The following is a 26,176-nucleotide window of genomic DNA, read 5'->3' as shown; positions in this document are numbered from 1 at the left end:
ACCGGCGCGCGCCCGTGGGTTTCAATCCCGCTGGCGCGCGTCGCTTTTTTCTCACGGATTCTCAATACGCTGCGTCATCGTGGTCAGAAGCTGCGCGTCGAGCGAGGGGACGTAGTCGGTGCGGCCGGGGTTGATCACGAGCGCCGCTATCACGTTGTTCCAGTTGGTGAACAGGACATGGGACGCGCCCGATCGTCCCGAACCGGACCAGGCGAAGCTGGTCGCCGAACTCACCGTGGTGCCGGGGCACTTCGGCCTGGACGCCGCCATCTGCGCTGCCGCGTCGGCCGGTGAGGCGAAGACATAGATGTCCTCCGCGGCGAACGCCGTGTTGTCGTGCGCGCCGAAGTCGGCCTCCCAGACGCCGTGCGTGACCTGCGTCCCCAACGAGTTGCCGCAGAGGTCGGGCAGCGGGTGCTCGACATTGACCTCTGTGACGCCCTTACTTGTCCAGCAGTAGGTTTTCGCCCCCGGGATCGGTGCCGTACCTGTGACGGTCGCACCCCGCGGCTGGTCGAGGGTGAGTTCGGGGCGGGGTGGGGCTGGCACCACCAGGGTTCGGGGGCGGCCGTCATGGCGCGGAAGCTCGTCGCTGGCGGATCATGATTCCCATGCGGCTGAGATTCTCGGTGTGGACCAGGACCCTGATGGCGTCCCAGGAGGCCCGCCACAAGATGGCGATCTGCTTCGTCGGCTCGGCGATCGTGCTGGTCGGCTGGATGGTGTTCCTGGCCAGCACCCTGCACGGGACGGCGAAGGTGAGCCACTGGTCGACCGTGTGGATCGGCCTGGACACCATGGAGGCGCTGGCGCTGGCCACGCTCGGGATCCTGCTGGTCCGGCACGACCACCGGGCCCGCACCGCCGCCACCGTGGCCGCGACCCTGTTCGGCATGGACGCCTGGTTCGACGTGATGCTCTCCACGGGCGGGGACGTCGCGCAGGCGCTGATCCTGGCGGTGGTGTTCGAGATACCGCTGGCGGCGGCCTGTGCCGGGATCGCGCGGCAGACCGCCCGCTGGTACGACGTCTAGGCGGCGGTATCAGGCCATTGCCACTGCGGCTGCCGCCCCGGTCTCATCGGCCCCGGTCTCATTGGTCTCGCCGGTCTCATCGGTCTCGCCGGCCTCCGCAACCTCCCGCTCGCGGCGCTCGGCGGCCTCGGCCAGCGCCGCCTCGATCCGCTTGTTGCTGGTCAGCCGGGCCGCGACCACCGTCATCGCGGCCAGGATCGCGGACCCGACGATGAACGGCGCGCGCAGGCCCGCGACGTGGGCCAGCCAGCCGCCGAACAGCGCGCCCACCGGGCCCGCACACAGCGCGATCAGCCGGGCGGTCGCGGCGACCCGCCCCATCAGGTGGTCCGGCACGATCGCCTGCCGCACCGCCGGGCCCAGTCCCATCGTCGCGCCCATCGCGGCGCCCAGCACGGCCTCGCCGATTCCGGCCGTCCACGCGTTCGGCGACAGGCCGATCCCCAGCAGCGACAAGGCTTCCACGCAGGCGGTCAGTGTCAGCGTTCCGCCGGTGCCGAGCTTGCCGGCCACCCGCGGAGCCACCGCCGACCCGCCGAGCGCGCCGATCGCGTTGGCCGTCAGGTACACGCCGTAGGCGCTGGTCCCGAGGTGCAGCGTGTCCTTCACGAACAGGACCAGCACCGCGCTCGCGCCGAGGAAGGCGAAGTTCCCCACCGCGGGCCGCAGCGACAGCCCCACCAGCAACCGATTCCCGAACAGGTACGCCGCGCCCTCCCGCGCCTCGCGCAGCAGCGAACCGCGCTCCTTCGCAGGCTTCGGCGCCGACTTCGGCAACGTCCGGATCATCAGGGAACTGAAAAGGAACGACAAGGCGTCCCCGAGGATCGGCACGAACCGGCCCAGCCCGAACAGCAGCGCACCGGTCGGCGGCCCGACGAACCCGCCGAGCGCCTGTTGGGCTCCCTGCAAGCGCGAGTTGGCGACCTGCAGCGTGTCCAGATCGCGGTCCAGGACCTCCGGCAGGAACGCGATCGAGGCGGTGTCGAAGAAGACCTGCCCGATCCCCAGCAGGAACACGATCGCGAACAGCAGGTAGATGTCCGCCGCGCCGGCCGCGATCAACGCCGTCACCAGCACCAGCAACGAGAACCGGCACATGTCCGCGATCACCATCGTGCGGCGCCGGTCCCAGCGGTCGACCAGCGCGCCGCCGACCATGCCGAAGAACAGCCACGGCAACAGCGCGCACGCCTCCATCGCGCCGAAAAGGATCGGGTTGCGGGTCATGGTCAGCGCGAGCAGGGGCAGCGCGGCGAAGTAGACGCCGTCGCCCATCGCGGAGACCGCCGAGGCGGTCCAAATGCGGTAGAAGCGCGAGGGAAGCTTGCCGGCCATCAGAGGTCCTTCGGTCGGTAGAAGGCGACGAACAGGTCGGCCGCCGGCTGGGCGGGGTCGGAGATCGCGGCCAGTTCGTCCACCAGCGCGCTGCACCGCTTGCTGAACTCGTCCCACGCTTCCGGGCTGAGCCGGGCGTGCTTCAGGAACATCAGCTTCTGGTCGTTCGGCGGGGCGGCCTCGACGTCGGCCAGGGCGTGCCGCATCAGCGTCTCCGGCTGTCCGGCGCCGGTCTCCGGCAGCTCGATCGTCCGGCCGGTCATCGCGTAGTACTGCTCGGTGACGCCGCCGACCTTGCGGGTCTCCACGACCGCCACCAGCCCGGCCTTGGCCAGGATCTTCACGTGGTGGTTGGAGCTCCCCTTGGCGATGCCCAGGCGCTCGGCGATCTGGGTGATGGTCGCCGGCTTGTCGCGCAGGACGCGCAGGATCCGGTGCCGGGTGTGGCTGGCTATGGCGCGCAGCTGCTCATCGCTCTGGATGTGGATGCTGCTGTCTGGGTCGTCGGTGGTCACGGGTCTATGGTCAAGGACTCTTGACCGTCGGTCAAGGGTTCTTGACCATCTGGTTCCGCGAAGGCGGCCGCTATGAGCGGGTTCGTTACTGAAAGATCACTTGCTGACGTAGAAGCCGCGGGTCTCCGCGAGCGTCTCGTACGCTTCCAGCCGCTCCTGCGTCCGCTCCGGAGCCGCGTCGGCGAGGGCTTGGAGCAGGAGCGCGGCGAACGCCATCGGTGCGGCGTGCGAGTCGAACACCGACCGCGACCCGACTCCGACCGGCAGAAGCACGTCCGCCAAATGCGCGAACGGCACCAGGGGGACGTCCGTCACCACGGCCGTCTTGAGCCCGAGTTCGCGCGCGGTGCGCAGGACCACCACGGACTCGGCCGGGTACCGCGGCAGCACGAAGGCGACCAACCAGGTACCGCCGGCCGCGACGGCCTGCAGCAGGGCTTCGTCCGCCGGCGAGCCCGGCGTGTCGATCACCCGGACGTCGGGATGGATACGTGCCGCTCCGTACGCGAAGTAGGAGGCGACAGGTGCGGACATCCTTAAGCCGATCACGGAGAGCGGCTCCGAGGCGGCGAGGTCGCTGCCCAGGCGGGCCAGGCGCGCCGGGTCGGCGGCGTACTTGTGGAGCGCCTCCAGGTTCGCCTGGTCGCTCTCCAGCGCGGAGTGCAGTTCGTTCCCCGCTATGCGTTCCCCGTGTATCCCCGTCTCGGGAACGCGCAGCGCGATCGGCCTAAGCGCCGCGCGCAGTTCGGGGTACCCCGAGAAGCCCAACGCCGCGGCGAACCTGGTCACCGACGGCTGGCTCACGCCGACCCGCTCGGCCAGTTCCATGCTCGACAGGAAGGCGACCTCGGGGAGGTTCTCCAGCAGGTAGTGCGCTATGCGGCGCTGGGCCGGGGACAGGCGTCGGCCGTCCAGCAGGGCCAGCAGCTCATCCGCAGGTGGGAGCGAGGAGGAGGTCCGGGCGGAGGGTGACACGGCCGGCGATGTAGCAGGCGTCACAGCGGACGAAGCAGCAATCTCTGCCGATGTAGTAGGAGTCACAGGCTCTGGAGCCGCCACAGCCTTCCCTCCTCCCTATCGTGCTGCCAACATCACTTGTGGCGCGCCAGAAGTTACTCGTCAGTAGGATAATCTGGGGCCTCGACTACCGTACCCTCCGTACGGACGGTGATCGGGATGTGTCCGTCGATACGCACGCGTAGGAGGAGACCGAGGCTATGCAGCTCGCAGCCATCGTCGTCTCGCTGGTGATCTCAGTCATCGGCTTCGGTCTGCTGGGCCGGACCGCCGTTTATATCTACCAGTTCGTGAAGCTCGGCCAGTCGACCGCGCCCGGCGCGCGCAGCAACGAGCCGCTGGAGCGGACCAGGAACCTCTTCCGGGAGTTCCTCGGCCACACCCGGCTGGCCCGCAAGGGCAAGCGCTGGATCGGCGCCATGCACTGGGTGGTCATGGTGGGCTTCGGCCTGCTGTTCTTCACCCTGGTCACGGCCTACGGCCAGCTCTTCTCGGCGGACTTCCAGCTCCCGGTGATCGGCCACTGGTGGCCGTTCGAGTTCGTCACCGAAGTGATCAGCTTCGTGATGATCCTGGCGATCGCCGGCCTGATCGCGATCCGGCTGCGCAACCGCCCGGCCGGGGCCGGCTCGAAGGAGAAGGGGAAGCGGTCCCGCTTCTTCGGCTCCACGATGTGGCAGGGCTACTTCGTCGAGCTGGTCATCCTCGGCATCGGGCTGTGCATCATGGTGCTCCGGGGCCTTGAAGGCGCCCTGACCCACAAGACTTCCTACAGCCTGCACTACCCGGTCAGCTACCCGCTGATCCACGCCTTCGACGGCATGTCCCAGAGCTCGCTGGAGAACTGGATCTACGCGGTCGCGATGCTCAAGATCGTCATCTCGATGATCTGGGCCATCACCATCGGCCTGAACTCCACGATGAGCGTGGCCTGGCACCGCTTCCTGGCGTTCCCCAACATCTGGTTCAAGAAGAAGGCCGACGGCGGCACCGCCCTGGGCGCCCTGAGCCCGATGGCCTCCGGCGGCGTGCCGATCGACTTCGAGGACCCGGCCGAGGACGCCAAGTTCGGCGTCGGCGCGGTCGAGGACTTCACCTGGAAGGGCCTGCTCGACTTCTCCACCTGCACCGAGTGCGGCCGCTGCCAGGACCAGTGCCCGGCGTGGAACACCGACAAGCCGCTGTCCCCGAAGCTGCTGATGCTGTCCCTGCGCGACCACGCCGCGGCCAAGGCGCCGTACCTGTTCGCCGGCGGCGGCCGGGACCTGGAGGGCAACGAGAAGCTCGCCGAGGAGAAGTGGCTGTCGCTGCCGGACATGGTCCGTGCCGAGGCCGAGCGCCCGCTGATCGGCGGCGCCGACGACAACGGCGTGATCGACCCCGACATCCTGTGGTCCTGCACCACCTGCGGCGCCTGCGTCGAGCAGTGCCCCGTGGACATCGAGCACGTCGACCACATCGTCGACATGCGCCGCTACCAGGTGATGATCGAGTCCTCGTTCCCGTCCGAGGCGGGCACGATGCTGAAGAACCTGGAGAAGGCGCAGAACCCCTGGGGCATGCAGCCCAAGAAGCGCACCGAGTGGATCCAGGAGCTGGACTTCGAGGTCCCGGTCGTCGGCGAGACCCTGGAGGACATCTCCGAGGTCGAGTACCTCTACTGGGTCGGCTGCGCCGGCTCCCTGGAGGACCGCGCGAAGAAGACCACGAAGGCCTTCGCCGAACTGCTGCACATCGCCGGCGTGAAGTTCGCAGTCCTGGGCGGCATGGAGTCCTGCACCGGCGACCCGGCACGGCGCCTGGGCAACGAGTTCCTGTTCCAGATGCTCGGCCAGGGCAACGTCGAGATGCTGAACGAGGTCTTCGGCGAGGACACGCCGCGGGAGAAGCGCAAGATCGTGGCCACGTGCCCGCACTGCTTCAACTCGCTGGCCAACGAGTACCCGCAGCTCGGCGGCCACTATGACGTCATCCACCACACGCAGCTGCTGGACACCCTGGTCTCCGAGGGCAAGCTCACCCCGGTGACCCCGATCGACCAGAACATCACCTACCACGACCCCTGCTACCTGGGCCGCCACAACAAGGTCTACACCCCGCCCCGCGAGATCATCGCCAAGGTCCCGGGCCTGAAGAACACCGAGATGCACCGCTGCAAGGAGAAGGGCTTCTGCTGCGGCGCGGGAGGTGCGCGCATGTGGATGGAGGAGCGCCTCGGCAAGCGCATCAACGTCGAGCGCGTGGACGAGGCCCTGTCCACCAACCCCGACGTGATCTCCACGGCGTGCCCCTACTGCCTGGTGATGCTCGGCGACTCGATCACCGCCCGCAAGCAGGCCGGCGAGGTGCCGGAGTCGATGGAGGTGGTGGACGTGGCGCAGCTGCTGCTGACGAGCGTGAAGCCGGCGGCGGCGGTGGAGCCCGCCAACGCCTGAATGACCGCCCGGTAAAGGGGTACTAAAGAACCCCGACCGGGAGACGATCAACAGTTCGACGCTGCTAGCCTCGCCTCCTCAAGGTATGGGATACCGCGGAGGTGGGGCTTCAGTGTCTTTCGACGAGCCGGACGGCTATGGGGACGACCTGAGCCGGACACGCGACGACGGACCGCGTTATCCGACCTCGGGATCGCCGGATTCCGAGTACGACGACGACTACGACGATACCGACCCCGACGCCGGGGCGACCGCGCCGCTGCCGACCCGCAACCGGCCGGCCCTGCCGCCGGAGCCGCCCTCGGAGTGGCGGCAGCGCGGGTCGCGGGTCTGGCGCTTCACCCGCACACTCGCGATCACGGTGCTGGTGTTGGTGGGGCTGGCGGCGGTCGGCAACGTGCTGATCAACCGGTACCCGCGGACCAGCAAGCACACGTACACGTACACGAACGTGCAGCGGATGCTGATCGCCGTGGACGGCAACGGCTCGATCAACGTCACCGGCGCCGACACCGACGAGGTGACCGTGAAGGCCACCGACAAGGCCACGCTGCTGGACCCGGTGGAGCGCCAGATCATCAGCGCGGGCGGCTACCTGCTGGTGAGCGTGCACTGCCCGAACAGCGAGTGCTCCTCGAAGTACGACATCCAGGTCCCGCGCTCCATGTCGGTGGAGGCGATGATGGACCACTCCAGCGACCAGGCTGATATCACCGCCACCGGCCTGGACGCGGCGGTGCAGCTGTTCACCGGCCGCGGCAACGTCACGGTGAACCACCTGGCCACCACCTCCGACGTGAGCGTGACGGCCAACGGACAGGTCCAGGCCACCGACGTCAGCGCGGCGAACCTGGACGTCTTCGCCCCGATCGGCGACAAGATCAACCTGCAGGTGACCGGCGACATCGCGAACATCCAGAACATCCGGGTGACCGCCGGGCAGCCGGCCGAGGTGACGCTGACGGTGCCGGCCGGCGGCTACCGCATCGCGTGCGTCCCCTCGGGGCACTGCTCCGGCAGCGCCGGGGACATCACGCAGGACCTGAGCGGTCCGGTGCACGAGGACCAGACCTCGACGCACAACATCCAGGTGAACGTGGTGCAGAACACTGCGAAGATCCAGGCGGACTGATTCACGGCCGCCGGCTACGGCTAAAGCGCGCCTCCCGTGGATCACGGGGGGCGCGCTCCTTTCGCGTCAGACGCTAATAGCCGGGAGCGGCCTCTACCGCTTCCCGTCCCGGTCGACGCTCCTGCCCAGAACGCGCTTGGCGTCGGCCAGGTACTGGAGAACACGTCCTATCAGGAACGCTCCGTATACGACACCGAAGATGATCAGCACTTCCATGGGGGTCCTCCCCTCCCACCGTTCAGGCGGCGAGCCCGAGCCCGCCGTTTTCCGAGTCCGCCGGCGGCGTCCACGGGCACTGGGGGCACCGGGACGGCCAGCACCGGGCGCACTCGCCCAGAGCGGGATCCGCGCCGTCGGGCGGCGGCTCCCGCCGCGCGGCCAGGTAGGCCGCCCAGCTCCGCTGCTGGGTCCGCTCCTGGTCGGCGACCCAGGGTTGTACCAGGGCCGCGCCGAAGCAGAGGGTGCACGTGAGCCGGGCCTTCCCGATCCGGCCCTGCACGCACCGCGGGCAGTCCTCAAGACCCGCGGACGGGGATTGGTCACGGGGCGTGGGGGTAGATGTCTCCACGAGGTCTCATCCGTTCTCTTCGAGTGAGTGATATCGGCTGGGGGCCTTTCTTCGCCGGGTCGACGCCGCACTACGTCGGCCCGGCCTTCTCGTTGGTCCAGGCGGGTGGCTCTTTTTCAGAACCCTGTCGCGCACCCCTGTCGTAGTTGTACGATGCTCCTCGTTCGGACCGGGTGTCAATTGCCAGGGGCACTTTCATATTGAATCTGCAACAGGCACCTGCATGGTGTAGATGCCCACTGAACTTGCGTACGGAACCTGCCTGACGGACGAGGAGGCCCAGGTGCGAGCGAACCAGCGGACCCAGCCGGTGACCGGCATCAACGTCCTGCGTTGGGAACTGGGCAGCGAGCTGCGCACACTCCGCCTCGCCGCCGGCAAGAGCATCGCCGACGCGGCCCGGCATCTGGAGTGCTCGGACGCGAAGATAAGCCGGATGGAGAACGGCCAGCGCGGTGCGGTGGCGCGGGACGTGCGGGACCTGTGCAAGCTCTACGGGGTGCCCGCGCAGCGGCGGGACCAGCTGATGGCGCTGAGCCGGGAGGCGTCGGCGGCGGACCAGGCCACGGTCACGACGATCCCCGCTCGCTACTCGACCTACGTCGCGCTCGAGTCGCAGGCCAAGAGCCTGCGCGCCTATGAGGCGACATTCGTTCCGGGCCTGCTGCAGACCGAGCGTTATGCCCGAGCGGTCATCCAGCAGAACGGCGACACGGATCTGCAGGAGGCCGACGTGGAGCAGCGCATCCGCATCCGCGTCGATCGGCGGCAGCGTGTCTGGGCCGGTGGCGACGACCCTCTGCGTGCGCATTTCATCATCGATGAGAACGTCCTTTGGCGGCCGGCGGGCGTCGACGAGGAGACCCGGGCGATCCGCGAGGAGCAGATCGACCGGCTGATCAGCGCGACCCTGCTCGAGAACGTGACCTTGCAGGTGATCCCCTATGAGGCGGGCTTCTACCAGGGGATGGAAGGGTCGACCATCAACCTTCTGAACCTCGACGAAGGCCCCCGGACCAGCAGCACCTGCTACCTCGAGGGCATGTTCATGGAGCTCTTCGTCCGCGGCCACGGAGAGATCGCGACCATCGGGGCGAAGTTCGAGCGGATGGCCGAGACGGCTCTGTCCCCGGCGGATACCCGCAAGTTCCTGATGAAGCTGGCTCGAGGCAACTACGAGCACTGGCTTTCCGGTCGGCCATTGGGGCCGCCGGACTGGAGAAAGGTAGCGATGGCATGATCGACACCGACGGCCTGCAATGGCGCAAAGCCGCCGCGAGCACGGGTAACGGCGCCTGCGTCGAGCTGGCGCCGGGGGGAAGTGGAGCTGTGTACCTCCGGGATTCGAAGGACCCGAAGGGTGCCGTGTTGACGTTCACGCGCGCGGAGATCGCCGCGTTCCTGGACGGCGCCAAGGGCGGGGAGTTCGACGACCTCGCCTGATCGCCGCACCAACCGCACCACCGCACAAAGCTTGTCCCACCGGCAGCCGACCAGGGTCGAAGGTGTCGACGAACGCTCCATGCCCACAAGGCAGGGGGCGTTCGCATAGTTGCGTAGAGCAGTAGAGCAGCGGCCCGCAGCAAGTCCGCGACCTCGGCAAAGACTTGGTCATGGGTGACTTGCGGTGATTGCCCCATGTACCAGCGGGTAGTAATAACTCCCGGTACGGCGCATCAAAAGGGAGGGCAGTCCATGGAAACCGATCGAAGCAAGGCGCGCTGGAAGAAGTCCAGCGTGTCAGCCGCCAACGGCGCCTGCGTCGAGACCGCCAGCGTCCGCGCAGACGAGCTCCTCGTCCGCAACAGCCGGGACCCCGAAGGCCCCGTCCTGTCCTTCACGAAGGCGGAATGGGTCGCCTTCGTCGCCGGTGTGAAGGCCGGGGAGTTCGACGCGATCGTCTAAAACCGTCGCGGTTGCGGCCATTCCGGCGTCGGGTGTCGCCGCGGGTGCGTAGCATCGAGCGCGTGTCGTCCGAGAAGCCGCTGGTCTCCAAGTCCGCGTCCGCCGCCACTGATGCCGGTGGGCGTGGTCTTCCGTCCGCTCATGCCTTCCAGGTGGATCTGCGGGGGATCGTCGATCTGCTCTCGCACCATCTCTACTCCAGTCCCCGGGTTTTCGTGCGGGAGCTTTTGCAGAACGCGGTGGACGCGATCACGGCTCGGCGGGCTGTGGACGGTGCGGCGCCGGCTGTGGTGCGGATCATCGCCGATGGGGCTCGGGTGCAGGTGCGGGACACCGGGATCGGGTTGACCGAGGACGAGGTGCACCGGTTTCTGGCGACGATCGGGCGCAGTTCCAAGCGGGGTTCGGCGGGGGCCGACGGGTTCGGGGACGGGTTCGGTGATGCCGCGAGTGTGCTGGAGCTGGGGCGGGGGGATTTCCTCGGGCGGTTCGGGATCGGGTTGCTGGCGTGCTTCGTGGTCGCCGATGAGATCACCGTGGTCACCAAGTCGGCGGTGGACACCTCGGCGCCGGCGGTGGAGTGGCGGGGCGCGGCCGACGGGCACTATGACATCAGGACTTTGGCTCCCGAAGAGGAGCCCGCACAAGCCGGTACGACCGTCACCCTGAAGCCCAGCCCCGGCAAGGAATTCTGGTTCCAGGCGCCGCGGGTCGTGGAGCTGGCGCGGGACTTCGGCAGCCTTCTGCCGTACGAGACCGTCCTGGAGGACGAAGCCTCCTACACCTACCGCATCACCGAGACCCCGCCGGTCTGGGACCGCGAGTACCCCTCGCCGGGTACCCGTTCCGAGGCGCTGGCCGCCTACTGCCAGGACACCCTCGGGTTCGCGCCGCTGGACGTCATCGAGCTCAACGTCCCACTGCTGGGCATCAAGGGCGCCGCCTTCATCCTCCCGACCGCGGCGACCGCCGCGACCGCGTCCGATCAGGGCGGGCACCGGGTCCACATCAAGGGCATGCTGCTCACCGACCAGGCCCGGGGCCTGTTGCCGGACTGGGCTTTCTTCGTGCGCTGCGTGATCGACACCGACACCCTGCGTCCCACGGCGTCGCGGGAGGCCCTGTACGAGGACGATCGCCTGGCCGCGGTGCGCGAGGCCCTGGGCAACCGGGTCCGTGACTGGCTCGCCGGCCTCGCCGCGACCGATCCGCCACGCCTCAACCGGCTGCTGGCCGTCCACTACCTCGGGGTCAAGGCGCTGGCGCGCTTCGACGACGACCTGTTCGCCCTCACCCTTCCGTGGCTCCCGTTCGAGACCACGTCCGGCCGGCTGCCGCTGACCGCCTTCGCCGACCAGCACCGCGTCATCCACCTGACGGCCGGCGACGAGGAGTTCCAGCAGGTCTCGCAGATCGCCGCGGCGGTCGGGCTCGGCGTGGTCAACGGCGGCTACACCTACGACGCCGACCTGGTCCGCAAGCTGCCGCGGGCGCTGCCCGGCGTCACCGTCCTGGACCTGGACCCCGAGACGGTCGCGGCGCACCTGGACACCGTCGAGGCCACCGAGGAACTGGCCGCCGGCCCGCTGCTGGCCACCGCCCGCCGGGTCCTGGACACGCTGGACTGCGACGTCGCCCTGCGCGCCTACCACCCGGTCACCATCCCCGCGCTGCTCCTGGACGGCCGCGACGCGCGGCACGAGCGCGCCCGGGCCGACGCCCAGGCCGAGGCCGCCGCCGACGGCGACGACCTGTGGGCCGGCATCCTCGGCGCGCTGCGGACCGTCGGGCCGCGGGCCCGGCTGGTGCTGAACCATCGCAGCCCCTTGATCCAGGGCCTGGTCGAGCTGGACGACGCCGAACTGGCCGCCACCGGCGTCGAGGCGGTCTACGGCCAGGCGCTGCTGCTGTCCAAGCGGCCGATCCGGTCCAGCGAGACGGCCCTGCTCAACCGGGCCTTCCTGGGGCTGCTCGGCCACGCGGTCGGGCGGCGCCGGGACCCCGCGACCGAAGAAGAGGGCTGAGTGCGCGCGATGCCCGTCATGCCCAGCACGAGCGAGCCGGCGTACCAGCGGTCGTCCTGGACCGCCGAGGAACTGCGCGCGGCCTTGGAAGCCACCGAGAACGAGCCGGCGGGCCGGGCCCGCTCGGTGCGGGCCGAAGCGCTGTTGGCCGCCGCCGACAAGCTCGGCGACCCCGAGATCCAGATCTGCGCGCTGCACACCGTCATCGAGGCCTATGAGCGGGGCGGGGAGAGCTTCCGGTCGCCGGTCCTGTTCTCCCGCCTGCTGCGGCTGTGGGACCGGCACGGCAAGACCCTGCGCGACGCGAGCCGTCTGGAATACGAGACGCACTGGGTCTTCAAGTGGATGACCTCGGACCTGCTCTCCGTCCCCGAAGTCCCGCTGGCGACGGTCCACGGCTTCGTCGACGAGATGGAGCGCCGCTACCGCCTGGCCGGCTACGGCATGCGGGCCGTCCATGCGCAGCGCTTCCGGATAGCGGAACACCTGGGCGACTCCGCGCAGGCCGAGACGCACTTCGGCCGCTGGCTGGCCGCCGAGCGCGACCTGATGAGCGACTGCCGGGCCTGTGAGCATCTGGCGCAGGGCATGTGGCGGGCCGACTGCGGCGACGACCTCGCGGCGATGCGGCTGTGGCGGCCGACGATCGAGAACGAGATCTCGTGCCTGGACGAGCCGGCCAGCACCTTGGCCGCCTCGCTCAAGCCGCTGCTGCGTCTTCGCCGGTACGACGAAGCGCGCGCGAATCACCTGCGGGGCTACCGGTTGCTGCGGGGGCACGTCGAACTGCGCAGCGCCTTCGGACGCCACATCGAGTTCTGCGTGCTGTCCGGGAACGGAGCACGCGGCCTGGAGATCCTCGCGGAGAACCGGCGCCTGTTCGACCCGCCTTTCGAGCCGTCCGACTACCTCGAGTTCCTGTCCTGCGTCGCCCTGCTGCTGCGGAGCCACGTCCGGGCCGGGTCGACCGCGACCGTCGCCGGACCCCGGGGCCGCGACTGGCCGGTCGCGGAGCTGTTGGAGCACGTGCGGTCCGAGATCGACGATCTCACCGGGCGCTTCGACGCGCGCAACGGCACCGACGCGGTGAGCTCCCGCGTCGCGGCGATGATGGACCAGACCTGGCTGGTGGCGGAGCTGCCGCTGATCGTGGCTCCGCGGCCGGCGGTGTCGGTGGGCTCGGCGGCTTCGGCGGTGCCGGCGGTGTCGGCGGTGTCTGAGGCACCGAGGCATCCACCGAAGCCGCCGGCGCTGCCGACACAGCGCGAGCCGGTTCTCGAATCGGCCGACCCGGACGCCGACACCGACTTCGACGACCTGCTCGCCGAGGCCCGCCGGCTCTTCGACGCCGCGCACCCCGGCGCGACGAAGATGTGGGAACGGGTCGCGGTCGCGGCTGATCGCCGCGGTATCGAGCTCGATCTGGAGGCGCAGGGCCGGCTGGCCGAGGAACGGGCCGCCGACGCGCTCGACCGCGAGGACATGGAGCGGGCGGTCCGGCTGCTCGGCGAAGCCGTCGAGCGGTATGAAGAAGGCGAGCTGCAAGGCCGCGCGGTCGCCGTGAAGGCGCGCAAGCTGCTGGCTGAGGCGTTGCAGAAGAAGAATCAGGAGCTCTCCCTGGAAGACGCGCTGGCCGCTCTCTACGCGACGGCCCGGGTGTTGCAGGCGCGCGGCCTCGCCGAGCCCGAGGACGTGCTCACCGTCCGCCGGGCCCAGGCCTTCGAAGCCCGCCGGACGACCGAGATCAGCGCTGATCCCGACGACGAGGCGGGCTTCGAAGCCCGCCGCGAATCAGCCTTCGACCACTTCGCGGCCAGCGTCGAGGCGCTGCTGGCCGACGCCGTCGAGTTCGACGTCCCGGCCCGCGCCGCCGCCGCGCACACCATGCGCGCCGAGATCGCGCAGCGTCGCGGCCGTCCCGAGGAGTCGGTGCCGGAGCTGCTGGCGGCCATAGCGCTGTACGACCGCGCCGAGCGGCCGTGGGCGAATCTGCACCCGAACATGCTCCTCGCGCAGGCCTACCTGGCCGCGGACCGGGACGCCGACGCCGAGCGGGCGGGGCTCGCGGCCCTGGACATCGCGGGGCTTTGGCCCGAGCAGCGGTTCCCGGCCGGGTACACGCGCCAGGTGCTGGCCAACGCCACCGGCGCGCAGGGACGGTATGGCGACAGCGCCGAGCACGCGCTGGAAGCCGTCGGCTGGGCCGACCGGCACGGCGTCCCCGACCTGGCCGCCAGCGCCCGCCACAGCCTGGCCTTCGCCTACGAGCAACTGGGCCGGGACGCCGACGCCGCCGCCATCCTGGAGTCCGCGCTGCCGGCGATGATCGAGCACCTCGACGAGCCCACGGTGGTCAACGCCCGCTGGGCGCTGGCCCGCTGTCTGGGGCGCCTGGAGGACTACCGGGGCGCCGCCGAGCAGTATCTGCTGGCCGCGGCGGCCGCCGAGGACTTCCCGCAGCAGGGCGGGCACGCGATGCTCGCGGCGTCCGCCGGGCACGCGCTGCGCGCCGCCGGGCTCCCGGAGGAGGCGCGGCGGGCGTTCGACCGCGCCGTGATCCTGTTGCGCGCACTGCCCGATCCGATCAACCTGGCCAAGACCCTCAGGGCCCTGGCCTGGGTGACCTTCGGCGAATCGGAGGAGACCGCGCACGACAGCGAGCGCGAGGACGTCCTGGACCAGGTCCTCCTGCTGTTCGCCGAGGCCGCGCAGGTCCTGGAGACGGCCGAGGGCTCCGGCGACCACGAGCGCGACGCGCAGGTCATCGCCTACGAGCTGGCCGAGACCGACGACCAGCTGGCCCGGCTGCACCTCAACGCCGACCTGTCGGACAAGGCCATGCCCTACGCCGAGCGCGCGGCCTCCGGGTTCCGCGCCCTGCTCCCGCACAGCGCGATGGACTACGACTTCTCCGAGCAGATGGTCGCCTGGCTGCTGGACCGGTACGGCAGCCGGGACGCCGCGGTCGAGCGGCTGCGCGAGGCGATCGCGGCGTGCACCGAGGCCGGCGTCGAGGCCGTGCGCTGCGTGGCCTTCCTGGAGCAGCTGGCGGACTGAAGTCCGGTCCCCGTCCCGTGCAACGATCCGCGCACAGCCCGCCCTCTTCAGCGACATGAACCATGACGCGAGGGGGACGGATGCGGGGTGACAAGCGTGACAAGGACACCAAGCGCAGCAGGGACGACAGACGCGCCGACGACGAGGCCGAGTTCGGCGAGTACATGGTCAGCCGGTGGGGCGGCCTGGTCCGGTTCGCCTACGGCCTGACCGGCGACCGCGGCCACGCCGAGGACCTGGCGCAGACCGCGCTGGCCAAGGCGTACGCGTCCTGGCCCAGGGTGCGGCGCGCGGACGACCCGGACGCGTACGTCCGCCGGATCCTGATCAACACCAACCACCACCGCTTCCGCAAGCGCCGCGTCGACGAGCACTCCGGCCAGGCGCCCGCCGAACCCGCCGTCACCGACGGCACCGCCGCCTTCGACCAGCGCGAGGCGCTGGTGGCGGCCCTGATGGAGCTGCCGCCGAAGCAACGCGCGGTCGTCGTGCTCCGCTACTGGGACGGCCTGACGGAGACCCAGGCCGCCACGGTGCTCGGCTGCTCGGTCGGCACCGTGAAGAGCCAGGCCTCGCGGGCCCTGGCCAAGCTCCGCACCAGCACCCAGCTTCAGGACGGGAGTGTGATCTCGTGAACGACGAGCAGTACGCACCGGGCATCGACGGCATCGACGGCATCGACGGCATCGACGGCATCGACGGCATCGACGGCATCGACGGCATCGACGGCAGCGACCAGGGAGCCGTGTTCGCCGACCTGGGCCACTTCGAGACCGGCGCCATCCCGGTCGAGGCGACCCTGAAGCAGGGCCGGACGATCCGCCGGCGGCGCCGGGTCATCGGCGGCGGCGCGCTGGCGGTCGCGGCGGCGCTGTCGATCGGCGTGCCGGTCGCGGTCGCCGGCGGCGGGGGCTCTGGGTACAGCACGGCGAGCGGCGGCCCGGACGGCGTTTACGCGGCCGGAAACACAGCAGGGCGCGTCACGGTGAACCCGACGATCCTGACCCACGGCAAGGGGCAGTTCTCGGGCACGGTCGACGGCAAGAAGTGGAGCATCGGCTTCGACAACAAGAACTGCTACTACATCGAGTGGGTCTGCGGTTTCGACAACCAGGGGCCGGACGCCAAGTACGCCGCCCTGACCGTCAACGCGTCCGCGGGCGAACCCGTCAACTACACGCTCTTCCTCCAGAAGCAGGTGGCGACGGTCAACGTCACGCTGGCGGACGGAGAGGTCCTGCACTTCGAGGCCGTGCCCGTGGCCAAGACACCGGTGGCGCTCTTCGCCCTGCCGCCCGGCCTCGGGGTGGCCAAGATCGAGGTCTTCGACGCCCGGGGCGCCGAGATCGCATTCTCGACCCCGTTCAGCATCAAGGGGAGCTTCAGCGTCGAGGGCCGGTGGTACAAGCCCGGTGAGAAGCCGCCGCCGACCGCGGGCCCGGTCGAGCTGGCCCGCGGTAAGTTCGGTGCCGCCGACGTGGTCATCACCGCCTACACCGGGCCGTCGGGGCCGTGCATCGTCTCCGACATGGCGGCCACGGTGAGTGCCGACTGCACCCATGCCAGGCCGATCACGGGTTCTGAGCACGCCTCGACCGGCGGCGGCACCTCGGAGGAAGTCAGCTCTTCCGGGAAGGCGGCGATGGCCGAGTCGGGGCTGGTCGCGCCCGAGGTCGCCCGACTGCAGCTCGACTACGCCGACGGCACCACCAGTCCCATCGACATCAAGAGCCTCGGCGGCTACCGGTTCTTCGCCTATGTCCTGTCCGGGGACAAGCCGACGAAGGGCGTCACGGCCTTCGACGCGGCCGGCAGACCGCTTCCGGTGCAGACCAACGGCGGGTGACACCTGTCGGACCGGAATGGCCATCCCCGGTCACGTCGCGGTAAACTCTTGCCGCAAGAGCCCCTGTCGCCGCTTGCGACCAGGGGCTTCGGTCGTTCTACCAAAAAACGCGTCGCCCTAGAGGGACCTACTGGCAGCTAGTAGGCGTCTAGCGTTGGAAAGGCATCTCCCATGCCCGCTCTCGTGCTCGTCGGCGCCCAGTGGGGCGACGAAGGCAAGGGCAAGGCCACGGACCTGCTCGGCGGCTCGGTCGACTACGTCGTCCGCTATCAGGGCGGCAACAACGCCGGCCACACGGTCGTCATCGGCGACCAGAAGTACGCCCTCCACCTGTTGCCCTCGGGCATCCTCTCGCCGGGCTGCGTGCCGGTGATCGGCAACGGCGTGGTCATCGACCCGGCCGTGCTGTTCGCCGAGCTCGACGGCCTGGACCAGCGCGGCGTCGACACCTCGCGGCTGCTGATCTCGGCGAACGCGCACCTGATCACGCCCTACCACCGGACCATGGACAAGGTCAGCGAGCGGTTCCTGGGCAAGAACAAGATCGGGACCACGGGCCGCGGCATCGGGCCGACGTACGCGGACAAGATCAACCGTATCGGGGTGCGGGTCCAGGACCTGTTCGACCCCTCGATCCTGCTGCAGAAGGTCGAGGGCGCGCTGCGCGACCGGAACCAGATGCTGGTCAAGGTGTACAACCGGCGTGCGCTGAGCGCCGAGGCGGTGGTCGAGGAGTACCTGGGCTACGCCGAGCGGCTGCGGCCGATGGTCGCCGACACCTCGCTGGTCGTCAACAAGGCGCTGGACGAGGGCAAGGTGGTGCTGCTGGAGGGCGGCCAGGGCACGCTGCTGGACGTGGACCACGGCACCTATCCCTTCGTCACCTCCTCGAACCCGACCACCGGCGGGGCGTGCACCGGCGCCGGCATCGGCCCGACGCGCATCACCCGGACCATCGGCATCCTGAAGGCGTACGCGACCCGCGTCGGCGCCGGGCCCTTCCCGACCGAGCTGTTCGACGAGAACGGCGAGGCGCTGCGCCGCATCGGCCACGAGTACGGCGTCACCACCGGCCGGGACCGGCGCTGCGGCTGGTTCGACGCGCCGGTGGCGCGCTACGCCTCCCGGGTGAACGGCCTGACCGACTTCTTCCTGACCAAGCTGGACGTGCTCACCGGCTTCGAGCAGATCCCGGTCTGCGTGGCCTACGAGGTGGACGGCGTCCGGCACGACGAGATCCCGATGACGCAGACCGACTTCCACCACGCGACGCCGGTCTACGAGCAGTTCCCGGGCTGGACCGAGGACATCTCGGGCTGCAAGTCCTTCGAGGACCTGCCGAAGAACGCGCAGGCGTACGTCAAGGCGCTGGAGGAGATGTCGGGCGCGCCGATCTCGGCGATCGGCGTCGGCCCGGAGCGCAACGCCACGATCCAGGTGCGCTCGTTCCTGTAGCCGTTGGCAGTTCTGTAAGGGCGCGCGGTCGATTCCTTGACATGTTGCGGCCTCCCGAGCGGGGGGCCGCACCATGTACGTTCGGGCTATGACTGATATCTCCCCCGACGAGCTGAAGGCGGCCGGCGCGCAAGTTCTCGCCGACGACCGCGCCCACGTGTTCCACTCCTGGTCGGCGCAGGGGGCCATCAGTCCGCTCCCGATCGCCGGCGCCGAGGGGTCCTACTTCTGGGACTACGACGGCAACCGCTATCTGGACTTCTCCTCCCAGCTGGTGAACACCAACATCGGCCACCAGCACCCCAAGGTGGTCGCGGCGATCCAGGAGCAGGCCGGCAAGCTGTGCACCATCGCGCCGGCCTTCGCCAACGACGTCCGCGGCGAGGCCGCCCGGCTGATCGCCGAGCTGGCCCCGGGCGACCTGAACTACGTCTTCTTCACCAACGGCGGCGCCGAGGCCGTCGAGAACGCCGTCCGCATGGCCCGGCTGCACACCGGCCGCACCAAGGTGCTCTCCGCCTACCGCAGCTACCACGGCTCCACCTCGACGGCCATCTCCCTCACCGGCGACCCCCGCCGCTGGGCCAACGACGCGGTGGGCCAGTCCACCGGCGGCGCCGTGCACTTCTTCGGCCCGCACCTGTACCGCTCCCACTTCCACGCCACGACCGAGGCCGAGGAGTGCGAGCGCGCGCTGCTGCACCTGGAGCAGACCATCCAGTACGAGGGGCCGGCGACGATCGCGGCCGTCATCCTGGAGACCATCGTCGGCACCGCCGGAGTGCTGATGCCGCCGGCGGGCTACCTCGCGGGCGTGCGCGCGCTGTGCGACAAGTACGGGATCGTCTACATCGCCGACGAGGTGATGGCCGGCTTCGCGCGCTCCGGCGCCTGGTTCGCGGTCGACCACTGGGGCGTCACCCCGGACCTGATCACCTTCGCCAAGGGCTCCAACTCCGGCTACGTCCCGGTCGGCGGTGTGATCATCTCCGAGAAGATCCGCGACACCTTCAAGGACCGCGTGTACCCCGGCGGCCTGACCTACTCCGGGCACCCGCTCGCCTGCGCCTCCATCGTCGCGACGATCAACGCGATGAAGGAGGAGGGCATCATCGAGCACGCGGCGCGCCTGGGCGAGGAGGTCTTCGGCCCGGCGCTGCGCGAGATGGCCGAGAAGCACCCGAGCGTCGGCGAGGTGCGCGGCGTCGGCGCGTTCTGGGCGCTGGACCTGGTCCGCTCCAAGGAGACGCGCGAGATGCTCGTGCCCTACAACGCCTCCGGCGCGGACGCGGCGCCGATGAACGAGCTCGCGGCGGCGATGAAGGCGCGCGGCGTGTGGCCGTTCATCAACTTCAACCGGCTGCACGTGGTGCCGCCGTGCACGATCTCCGAGGAGGACGCGCGCAAGGGGCTGGCGGCGCTGGACGAAGCGCTGTCGGTCGTGGACGTGTACGCGAGCTGACGGGGCCATCGCCTCATCTGCTGCGCCCACCCGTCTCCCACCACCGCCCGTTGAGGAGCCGCTTCGCGGCGCTGCGTTTGATGTGCCACGTTCGCGTCCTGAGATCGATCTTGGGGGGAACACCACTAAAGTTGCCACATGAGCCACGAGGTGGTGTTCCTCCCGCACCTGCTGGGCCAGACCTGGTCCCAGGCCCTGGCCGCCGCGCGCACCGCGGCGCGCGAGGAGGACCCGAGGATAGTGGCCGCGCGCCTGGAGCCGTGGCCCGACCTCGTGCTCCACGCCGCGGAGATCCTCGGTCAGATCGAGGAGTTCCGCGGCCGGGGCCAGCGGGAGCTGGTGCACCCGGTGACCCGGCTGCGGTTCACGTTCTTCGGCGAGGACGGCGTCATCGCGCTGCCGTACTGGTACGACGGCCCGGTGGCGCGCATGGCGGCGACGATGGCGTTCCGCTTCGCGCACGCGGTGGAGTCCGACACCGGCCTGGCGGCCTACGACCCGCAGCAGCGCACGCCGCTGGCCGAGATGGGGCTGGAGAAGTTCGTCGCCGGCTACCTGCGCGGCCGCGAGCGGGCGCTGGCACAAGCGCAGGCGCGCGGTCCGGTGCCGGTCGGCCACGCGCTGCCGGCGGGGCGGAGTTCCACGCGGCGGGAGTTGAGCGCGGGGCCTTCGGCGGGTGGGGACGCCGGGCGGCAGAGGGCTGAGGAGAGGCCGGCTGAGGGAAAGCGGCGCGGTGCGAAGCCGGCGCCCGGGCAGGGGGTGGATCCGCGGCCCGGAAGCGATTCGGGGCAGCAGGGGCAGCCGCGGAAGAGCGCGGACCGGCGGCCGGCTGCCGATGCGGGCCCGCCGACGAGTGCGGGGCGTTTGAGGCGGGTCGATCCCTCGGGGCGCAGCGAGGACCCGCGGGGCAGGGATCGGCGGGATGCGGATGCGCGCGGAGTCGGGCAGCCTGTGCGTGGCGTGGATTCCGGCGGCAGGCAGGCGCGTAGCAGGGAATCGGATCAGCCGCGTACTGGGCAGCCGGTGCGCCGTGAGGATCCTGCGATATCGGCGAGGCCGCGCAAGTCCGCCGATCAGCGGCCTTCGATAGATACAGGTACGGACCAGCGGCCGTCCGCCGATCCGCAGCGACAGCGTCGAGCCGCTCCCGACGGCACCGGCGGCCGTGAGAAGACACCGCCCCGCCCGCGACAGAACCCTGATGCGCGCCCGCAGGAGGAGCCGAGCTCGGGCGGCTGGCTGCGGCGCGGCAAGGGAGCCAAGAAACCGCAGCGCGGGAGCGCTCCGCCCGGAGCCGAGCGGGTGCCGCGCCCCGGAAGCCCCGAGCCCCGCGGCGGCATGGCCCCGGACCCCCGTGCGCAGCGACGCGACCAGCCGCAGCGTCGCGGCGACCTCCGCCGCGCCGGAGAGCCCCCGGAGCCCCGGCGCGCCGAGCCGCCGGGGGGTCAGAACCCGCCGGCGCGCAGGCGGCCGCCGGAGCCTCCTGACTGGTAGGGCTGGCCGCGCCGGTCAACGGGCCGATCGCGTACACCCTGTCCGCCTCGGTGGGGCAGCTGCAGTGGCACGACGTGAACCCCGACGGCTCGCACGACACCACGGTCCCGGCCGGCGACGACACCCCTCGACCAACCCCGTGGACGACCCGGTGTTCTCGCCCGACGGGTCCAGGGTGCTGTTCCATCCCCTGCTGCTGACGAATCCCGGGTCGCAGTTCCTGCCCGCCTCGGAACTCAGTCTGGCCAAGGCGCTGGCCCCGCACCTGTCGGGCGTCGTGGTCTTCGGCGGGAACCAGGCGGTCAGCAGTGTCGCGACCAACACCGAGGAATCGGTGCTGGGCCACAACCACTACTTCACCGACATGAACCGGCAGAGTCCCGATCTGGCAGGGCCCCGCTAGCGTTCCGGACTAAGCTCGGGCGCGATGATCTCACGCTCGGAATTCCAGTTGATCCTGCTCCGCCGGATGGCCGACTACCAGCCCGATCTGGTGGAGCAGGCTCGGCAAGGCCTGGGCTTCTCCGTCACGGAGATGCGCGAGGCGAACGCTTGGTGGCAGCGCTATCTGCGCGCGCGCTCCGCGCCCCGCGGACCGGAACGCTTCAGGGCCCTCCTGGGACCGGCGGAGGCCGAACTCGACCTCCGCACCGGGGACCTCGTCAGCCGGCTCTACCACTGGACGCTGCCGCTGTGGCCGGAGCTGCGCTTCGAGATCGTGGTCGGACCCGGCGGACAGGTCTGGCAGGAGTGGCTGGTGCGGGCGCCCGAGACGGAACCGCCCGCGGCGCCGCCGGACAACGCGCTGGCGCCGTGGCAATACGTGGTCGGGGATCTGGAGCGGATGTATCCGCAGGTGCGGCATCTGCCGGAGGACGCTCCGACGCGGTGGCACAGCGAATACGGATATGACGACGGCCGGGGCGGCGTGGAGCGGCGCAGCGCGCGGTTCGTCTATGGGCTTCTGCAGGAAGTGTCGGAGCCCTTAGGGAATCCGCACTAGCTTCAGGAGCTAAGCAACTTCAGAATCTCCGCGGTGGTGGCTCGCTGGCCGATCTGCGGGAAGATCCGCTCGATGGCGTTGTCGTGCACCTCGATACCGCGGTCGGCCATCGCGTCGACGGCGAACGTGACGCTGTAGTTGTGCGCGTACGCCTCGCGCGCCGTGGTGTCGACGCCGCGGCTGGTGACCAGGCCGGCCAGGACGATCTGCGTGACGCCCCGGCGGCGCAGCTGGGTGTCCAGGTCGGTGCCGTGGAAGGCGCCCCACTGGTGCTTGGTGACGCGGATGTCGGTGTCCTGCGCGCCGAGTTCGTCGACGATGACGGCGAAGTCGGCGGGCATGCCCTCGTCTTCGTCCTCGTCTTCTTCCGGATCGGGTTCCTCGTCGTCGCGGCCTTTCGGGGCGTCGCCGAAGTCGGGCGAGAAGGAGACGTTCACCAGGACCACCGGGAGACCGCGCGAACGGAAGGCGTCCGCCAGTTCCTTACCGCGCGCCACCACCTCGGCTCCGCTGAGCGGGACGGAGGGCGGGGCGACGATGCCGTGCTGGAGGTCGATCAGGACGAGCGCGGTCTTCGGGTCCAGGATTGTCAGCGCCATGTCGCGGAATCCTTATCGGCGGAGGGACAACGAGCGGTCGGCGAGGACCACGGCGAGCAGCAGCGCGCCGCAGGCGATCATAATGACGGCGAGTTCGTGAAGGCCGCCCGAAGAAGCCCCAGTGCGGAAGACGATCGCCACGGCGGCTGAGGACAGGATGGCGCCGAGGTACTGGAAGGTCCGCAGCAGTCCCGAAGCGGTTCCCATGCGCGCCGCATTTGCCTGGCGGAACAAGGCGTTCTGGTTGGCGAGACCGTTCATGCCCTGTGTGGCACCCGCCAGTAGGCCCACCGCTATGAGAACCCATATAGCGGTCTCCCGGTTAAGGGCCAACAGCGCCGCGGACGCAGCGATCATCGACAGGGTGCCGGCGAACAGCTTGCTGCGGATCCCGTTGCGCCGTCCGGTGAACCAGGCCATGACGATCGCCGTCAGGGAGGTCGGCAGAACGACGAGGCCGGCTGCGGAGGCGCTGAGGCCGCGGCCCTCCTCCAGCCACTGCGCGAAGCCGTAGATAAAGCAGTACGTGAGGACATAGGTAAGCGTCTGGCGCAGGTACGTCATGAGCAGCGGGGTGTTCCCGCCGAAGATGCGCATGTCTATAAAGGGCTCCCCTGTGCGGAGCTCTATACGGACGAACACTGCGGCCACCGCAGCGGCAAGCACCAGGAGATAGAGGTTGCCGACGCTCATGTCCATGAGGAAGAGCAGCAGGCTGGTCAGCATCGCGGCGAACAGTCCCATGCCCATCAGGTCGATGCGGCTTTCGTTGTGCGTGGGAACGCTCTTGGGAAGTCTCCGCGCGCCGAGCGCTATGCAAACCAATGCCAGGGGGATGTTGATGGCGAACACCAGGCGCCATCCGCCGACACCGACGAGCGCGCCACCGAGCGTCGGACCGATGACCATGGTGCTCTGCGCGGATATGGAGAGCGCGGTGAGGATCCCCGCGGGAGTCTTCATGCCGGTGCGCTGTGCCTCGCCGCGCACCGTGTGCATGGCCGCCGGGAACTGCGCGCTGGTCCCGAACCCCAGCAACACCCGCGCCACGATGAGCACCGCGAGCGACGGCGCGGCCGTCCCGATCACCCCGGCCACTCCGACCAGCGCAGCCCCGACGAGGTAGAGCGGACGCGCTCCGAATCGGTCCACAAGCCGGCCGATCACCGGCTGCCCTATAGCGGTGGCGAGGTAGAGCGCCGAGACGAGCCACGCGGTCGCCGCGGGCGAGGCGCCGAAGGCCGCGCCGATCGGCACCAGCGCGATGGCGATCATCGAGGAGTTGATCGGGTTGAGCGTCGCGCCGAACAGGAGCGGGACGATCAGGCGGCGGTTGAAGGGCGGGGTCGCGGCGGCGGTGTCCTGAGTGGTGGCGGTGTCTTGAGCCCTGGCGGTGTCCTGGGTCCTGGTGGTGTCTTGAGCCCTGTCAGCGGTCGCGGTCATTCGCTCAGCCGTTCCAGCAGGCCCAAAGCGGTGATCACCGTGGTCAGCTCCTGGGCCGAGAACCGCTCGCGCAGCGCGCTTTCCAGCCACTCGTCGCGGGCCCGCCGCGATCCGCTCACGGTCTCGTCGGCCGTCGGGGTCAGTTCGATCAGCTGGCGGCGGCCGTCGTCCGGGTCCTGGCGGCGGGCGATCATGCCGCGCTCCTCCAGCACCGCCACGGTCGCGGCCATGGACTGCGGCCGGACGCGCTCGGCCTTCGCCAGGTCGCTGGTCGAGGCCGGGCCGTCGCGGTCCAGCCGGCCCAGGACCGCCAGCTGGGACGCGGTGAGCTCGTGCACGCTGTCCACCTCGCGCAGCCGGCGGCGCAGGCGGCCGACCAGCACGCGCAGCTCGCGGGCGGCGTGCGCGGCCTCGGCGTGCGCGGCCTCGGAGTGTGCCGCGTCGGGGTTCGCGCCGTCCTGCTGTCCCTGTGCCCTCTGGCTGTCCATACCTTCAGTCTAAACTGCACAGTCCAAACTGTCTATCTTTCCCGCCGGTACCCTAACGACCATGAAGGTCCTCGTCATCGGCACCGGCGGCCGCGAGCACGCCCTCGCCCGCGCCCTCAGCACCGACCCGGCCGTCACCGCGCTGTACTGCGCGCCCGGCAATCCCGGCATCGCGGAGGTCGCCGAGCTGCGCCCGGTCGACGCCCTGGACCCGGCCGCGGTGCGGGACCTGGCCGTGGAGCTCGGTGTGGACCTGGTCGTGGTGGGGCCGGAGGCGCCGCTGGTGGCGGGGGTCGCGGATCCGGTGCGCGAGGCGGGGATCCCGGTGTTCGGGCCGTCCAAGGCGGCCGCGTTGCTGGAGGGGTCCAAGGCCTTCTCCAAGGAGGTCATGGCCGCCGCCCACATCCCGACCGCCAAGTCCTATGTCTGCGAGACCGAGGACGAGTACACCAAGGCGCTCGACGAGTTCGCGGGCTTCCCCTATGTGGTGAAGGACGACGCGCTCGCTGCCGGCAAGGGCGTGGTGGTCACCGAGGACCGGGCCGAGGCCCTGGAGCACGCGCGGGCGTGCGGGCGCGTCGTCATCGAGGAGTACCTGGACGGCCCCGAGGTCTCGCTGTTCGGCGTCACCGACGGGACCACGGTCGTCCCGATGATGCCCTCGCAGGACTTCAAGCGGATCGGCGACGGCGACACCGGCCTCAACACCGGCGGCATGGGCTCCTACTGCCCGCTGCCGTGGGCGCCAGAGGGGCTGACCGAAGAGGTCGTCGCGACGGTGATCCAGCCGCTGGTCGACGAGATGCGCCGGCGCGGCACCCCGTTCGCCGGGCTCGTCTACGCCGGTCTCGCGCTGACCGCGAAGGGCCTGCGCGTCGTGGAGTTCAACGCGCGCTTCGGCGACCCGGAGACGCAGAGCGTGCTGGCGATGCTGGAGTCCCCGCTGTCGGAGCTGCTGTACCCGGCCGCGACCGGCACGCTGGCCGACGCCCCCGCGCCGCGCTGGCGCGACGGCGCCGCCGTCACCGTGGTGCTGGCCGCCGCGGGCTACCCCGGGACGCCGCGCAGCGGAGACGTCATCCTCGGGATCGACACCGCCGAGCGGCTGGGCACCGTGGTGAACCAGGCCGGGACCAAGCAGAACGCGGACGGCGACGTCGTCACCGCCGGCGGCCGGGTCCTGGCCGTGACCGCGGTGGCGGACCACCTCGCCGCCGCGCGCGCCAAGGCCTACGACGGTGTGGCGGCCGTCGATTTCGCCGGTTCGCAGCACCGCACCGACATCGCAGCGGAGGCAGCAAAAGCAGCTGCTTGATATGTCACGCTGAGGCACGGATCCCTTACCCCGCCATCCGAAAGTG

The 26,176-nt window shown here is 70.2% G+C and carries 25 protein-coding genes; 16 read left to right on the top strand and 9 right to left on the bottom strand.

The window, feature by feature from the left end:
* Positions 1-51: 51 nt before the first annotated feature.
* On the bottom strand, positions 52-549 hold the full coding sequence (locus tag ABIA35_RS01270) for a hypothetical protein (protein WP_370356161.1): 498 nt from the start codon (positions 547-549) through the stop codon (positions 52-54).
* Positions 550-611: 62 nt separating this feature from the next.
* Between ABIA35_RS01270 and ABIA35_RS01265 the strand changes: the two genes are divergently transcribed.
* Complete coding sequence (locus ABIA35_RS01265; RefSeq protein ID WP_370339924.1) at positions 612-1,034, top strand: hypothetical protein; 423 nt, start codon at positions 612-614, stop codon at positions 1,032-1,034.
* Between the two features lie 9 nt (positions 1,035-1,043).
* On the opposite strand, the gene ABIA35_RS01260 is transcribed toward ABIA35_RS01265, so the two are convergent.
* The 3 genes from ABIA35_RS01260 to ABIA35_RS01250 all read right to left on the bottom strand — a co-directional run bounded on the left by ABIA35_RS01260 (position 1,044) and on the right by ABIA35_RS01250 (position 3,946).
* Positions 1,044-2,372 carry an MFS transporter gene (locus ABIA35_RS01260; RefSeq protein WP_370356159.1) on the bottom strand — a complete coding sequence of 443 codons (1,329 nt, stop codon included), beginning with the start codon at positions 2,370-2,372 and terminating at the stop codon, positions 1,044-1,046.
* Positions 2,372-2,887 (bottom strand): ArsR/SmtB family transcription factor, encoded by a 516-nt coding sequence (locus ABIA35_RS01255; RefSeq protein ID WP_370339926.1) that lies wholly within the window; start codon positions 2,885-2,887, stop codon positions 2,372-2,374. Before ABIA35_RS01255 ends, ABIA35_RS01260 begins: the two co-directional genes overlap by 1 nt.
* A gap of 96 nt (positions 2,888-2,983) precedes the next feature.
* Positions 2,984-3,946, bottom strand: a complete 963-nt coding sequence (locus ABIA35_RS01250; protein WP_370356157.1) for a MurR/RpiR family transcriptional regulator — start codon at positions 3,944-3,946, stop codon at positions 2,984-2,986.
* A 158-nt stretch (positions 3,947-4,104) separates the two neighbouring features.
* Between ABIA35_RS01250 and ABIA35_RS01245 the strand changes: the two genes are divergently transcribed.
* Both ABIA35_RS01245 and ABIA35_RS01240 read left to right on the top strand, forming a co-directional pair.
* Positions 4,105-6,339, top strand: coding sequence for a heterodisulfide reductase-related iron-sulfur binding cluster (locus ABIA35_RS01245; protein ID WP_370339928.1), 2,235 nt, complete (start codon positions 4,105-4,107; stop codon positions 6,337-6,339).
* Positions 6,340-6,451: 112 nt separating this feature from the next.
* Entirely contained in the window at positions 6,452-7,471 is a 1,020-nt protein-coding gene (locus tag ABIA35_RS01240) for a hypothetical protein (RefSeq protein WP_370339929.1), read from the top strand.
* A gap of 93 nt (positions 7,472-7,564) precedes the next feature.
* Here the strand turns inward: ABIA35_RS01240 and ABIA35_RS01235 are convergent, their stop codons facing one another.
* Together ABIA35_RS01235 and ABIA35_RS01230 are read right to left on the bottom strand one after the other, a co-directional pair.
* A complete protein-coding gene (locus ABIA35_RS01235; protein WP_370339930.1) occupies positions 7,565-7,687 on the bottom strand; it encodes a hypothetical protein in 123 nt (40 codons plus the stop codon).
* A gap of 22 nt (positions 7,688-7,709) precedes the next feature.
* Complete coding sequence (locus ABIA35_RS01230; RefSeq protein WP_370339931.1) at positions 7,710-8,039, bottom strand: hypothetical protein; 330 nt, start codon at positions 8,037-8,039, stop codon at positions 7,710-7,712.
* 310 nt (positions 8,040-8,349) lie between these two features.
* On the opposite strand from ABIA35_RS01230, the gene ABIA35_RS01225 reads away from it, so the two are divergent.
* The 12 genes from ABIA35_RS01225 (at position 8,350) to ABIA35_RS01170 (ending at position 22,285) form a co-directional block, all read left to right on the top strand.
* Entirely contained in the window at positions 8,350-9,279 is a 930-nt protein-coding gene (locus ABIA35_RS01225; protein ID WP_370339932.1) for a helix-turn-helix domain-containing protein, read from the top strand.
* Positions 9,276-9,482 carry a DUF397 domain-containing protein gene (locus tag ABIA35_RS01220; RefSeq protein ID WP_370339933.1) on the top strand — a complete coding sequence of 69 codons (207 nt, stop codon included), beginning with the start codon at positions 9,276-9,278 and terminating at the stop codon, positions 9,480-9,482. The genes ABIA35_RS01225 and ABIA35_RS01220 overlap by 4 nt, the downstream gene beginning before the upstream one ends.
* Positions 9,483-9,734: 252 nt before the next feature.
* Positions 9,735-9,944, top strand: a complete 210-nt coding sequence (locus ABIA35_RS01215) for a DUF397 domain-containing protein (protein WP_370339934.1) — start codon at positions 9,735-9,737, stop codon at positions 9,942-9,944.
* A gap of 152 nt (positions 9,945-10,096) precedes the next feature.
* Entirely contained in the window at positions 10,097-11,968 is a 1,872-nt protein-coding gene (locus ABIA35_RS01210; RefSeq protein ID WP_370356635.1) for an HSP90 family protein, read from the top strand.
* Positions 11,969-11,986: 18 nt separating this feature from the next.
* Positions 11,987-15,025 carry a tetratricopeptide repeat protein gene (locus ABIA35_RS01205; RefSeq protein ID WP_370356155.1) on the top strand — a complete coding sequence of 1,013 codons (3,039 nt, stop codon included), beginning with the start codon at positions 11,987-11,989 and terminating at the stop codon, positions 15,023-15,025.
* Between the two features lie 80 nt (positions 15,026-15,105).
* Entirely contained in the window at positions 15,106-15,660 is a 555-nt protein-coding gene (locus ABIA35_RS01200; RefSeq protein WP_370356153.1) for a SigE family RNA polymerase sigma factor, read from the top strand.
* The gene (locus ABIA35_RS01195; protein WP_370356152.1) at positions 15,657-16,871 is read left to right on the top strand and encodes a hypothetical protein; all 1,215 of its coding nucleotides are present in this window, start codon (positions 15,657-15,659) and stop codon (positions 16,869-16,871) included. The genes ABIA35_RS01200 and ABIA35_RS01195 overlap by 4 nt, the downstream gene beginning before the upstream one ends.
* A gap of 171 nt (positions 16,872-17,042) precedes the next feature.
* Positions 17,043-18,326 carry an adenylosuccinate synthase gene (locus ABIA35_RS01190; protein ID WP_370339939.1) on the top strand — a complete coding sequence of 428 codons (1,284 nt, stop codon included), beginning with the start codon at positions 17,043-17,045 and terminating at the stop codon, positions 18,324-18,326.
* Between the two features lie 88 nt (positions 18,327-18,414).
* Positions 18,415-19,788 carry an aspartate aminotransferase family protein gene (locus tag ABIA35_RS01185; RefSeq protein ID WP_370356150.1) on the top strand — a complete coding sequence of 458 codons (1,374 nt, stop codon included), beginning with the start codon at positions 18,415-18,417 and terminating at the stop codon, positions 19,786-19,788.
* 138 nt (positions 19,789-19,926) lie between these two features.
* Positions 19,927-21,282 (top strand): hypothetical protein, encoded by a 1,356-nt coding sequence (locus ABIA35_RS01180; protein ID WP_370356148.1) that lies wholly within the window; start codon positions 19,927-19,929, stop codon positions 21,280-21,282.
* A 139-nt stretch (positions 21,283-21,421) separates the two neighbouring features.
* On the top strand, positions 21,422-21,685 hold the full coding sequence (locus ABIA35_RS01175) for a hypothetical protein (RefSeq protein ID WP_370339942.1): 264 nt from the start codon (positions 21,422-21,424) through the stop codon (positions 21,683-21,685).
* A gap of 24 nt (positions 21,686-21,709) precedes the next feature.
* On the top strand, positions 21,710-22,285 hold the full coding sequence (locus ABIA35_RS01170; RefSeq protein WP_370339943.1) for a hypothetical protein: 576 nt from the start codon (positions 21,710-21,712) through the stop codon (positions 22,283-22,285).
* 2 nt (positions 22,286-22,287) lie between these two features.
* Here the strand turns inward: ABIA35_RS01170 and ABIA35_RS01165 are convergent, their stop codons facing one another.
* From ABIA35_RS01165 to ABIA35_RS01155, 3 genes are read right to left on the bottom strand one after another with little or no spacing between them, the layout of a single operon-like run.
* Positions 22,288-22,884, bottom strand: coding sequence for an isochorismatase family protein (locus ABIA35_RS01165; RefSeq protein WP_370356146.1), 597 nt, complete (start codon positions 22,882-22,884; stop codon positions 22,288-22,290).
* Positions 22,885-22,896: 12 nt separating this feature from the next.
* Positions 22,897-24,327 (bottom strand): MFS transporter, encoded by a 1,431-nt coding sequence (locus ABIA35_RS01160; protein WP_370356144.1) that lies wholly within the window; start codon positions 24,325-24,327, stop codon positions 22,897-22,899.
* Positions 24,324-24,815, bottom strand: coding sequence for a MarR family winged helix-turn-helix transcriptional regulator (locus ABIA35_RS01155; protein WP_370356143.1), 492 nt, complete (start codon positions 24,813-24,815; stop codon positions 24,324-24,326). The genes ABIA35_RS01160 and ABIA35_RS01155 overlap by 4 nt, the downstream gene beginning before the upstream one ends.
* 61 nt (positions 24,816-24,876) lie before the next feature.
* On the opposite strand from ABIA35_RS01155, the gene purD reads away from it, so the two are divergent.
* Complete coding sequence (gene purD, locus ABIA35_RS01150; protein WP_370339947.1) at positions 24,877-26,130, top strand: phosphoribosylamine--glycine ligase; 1,254 nt, start codon at positions 24,877-24,879, stop codon at positions 26,128-26,130.
* Positions 26,131-26,176: the final 46 nt, after the last annotated feature.

The sequence above is a fragment of the Catenulispora sp. MAP12-49 genome (genome assembly GCF_041262705.1).
Lineage (GTDB): Bacteria > Actinomycetota > Actinomycetes > Streptomycetales > Catenulisporaceae > Catenulispora.
This window is presented reverse-complemented; position numbering and strand designations above follow the sequence as displayed.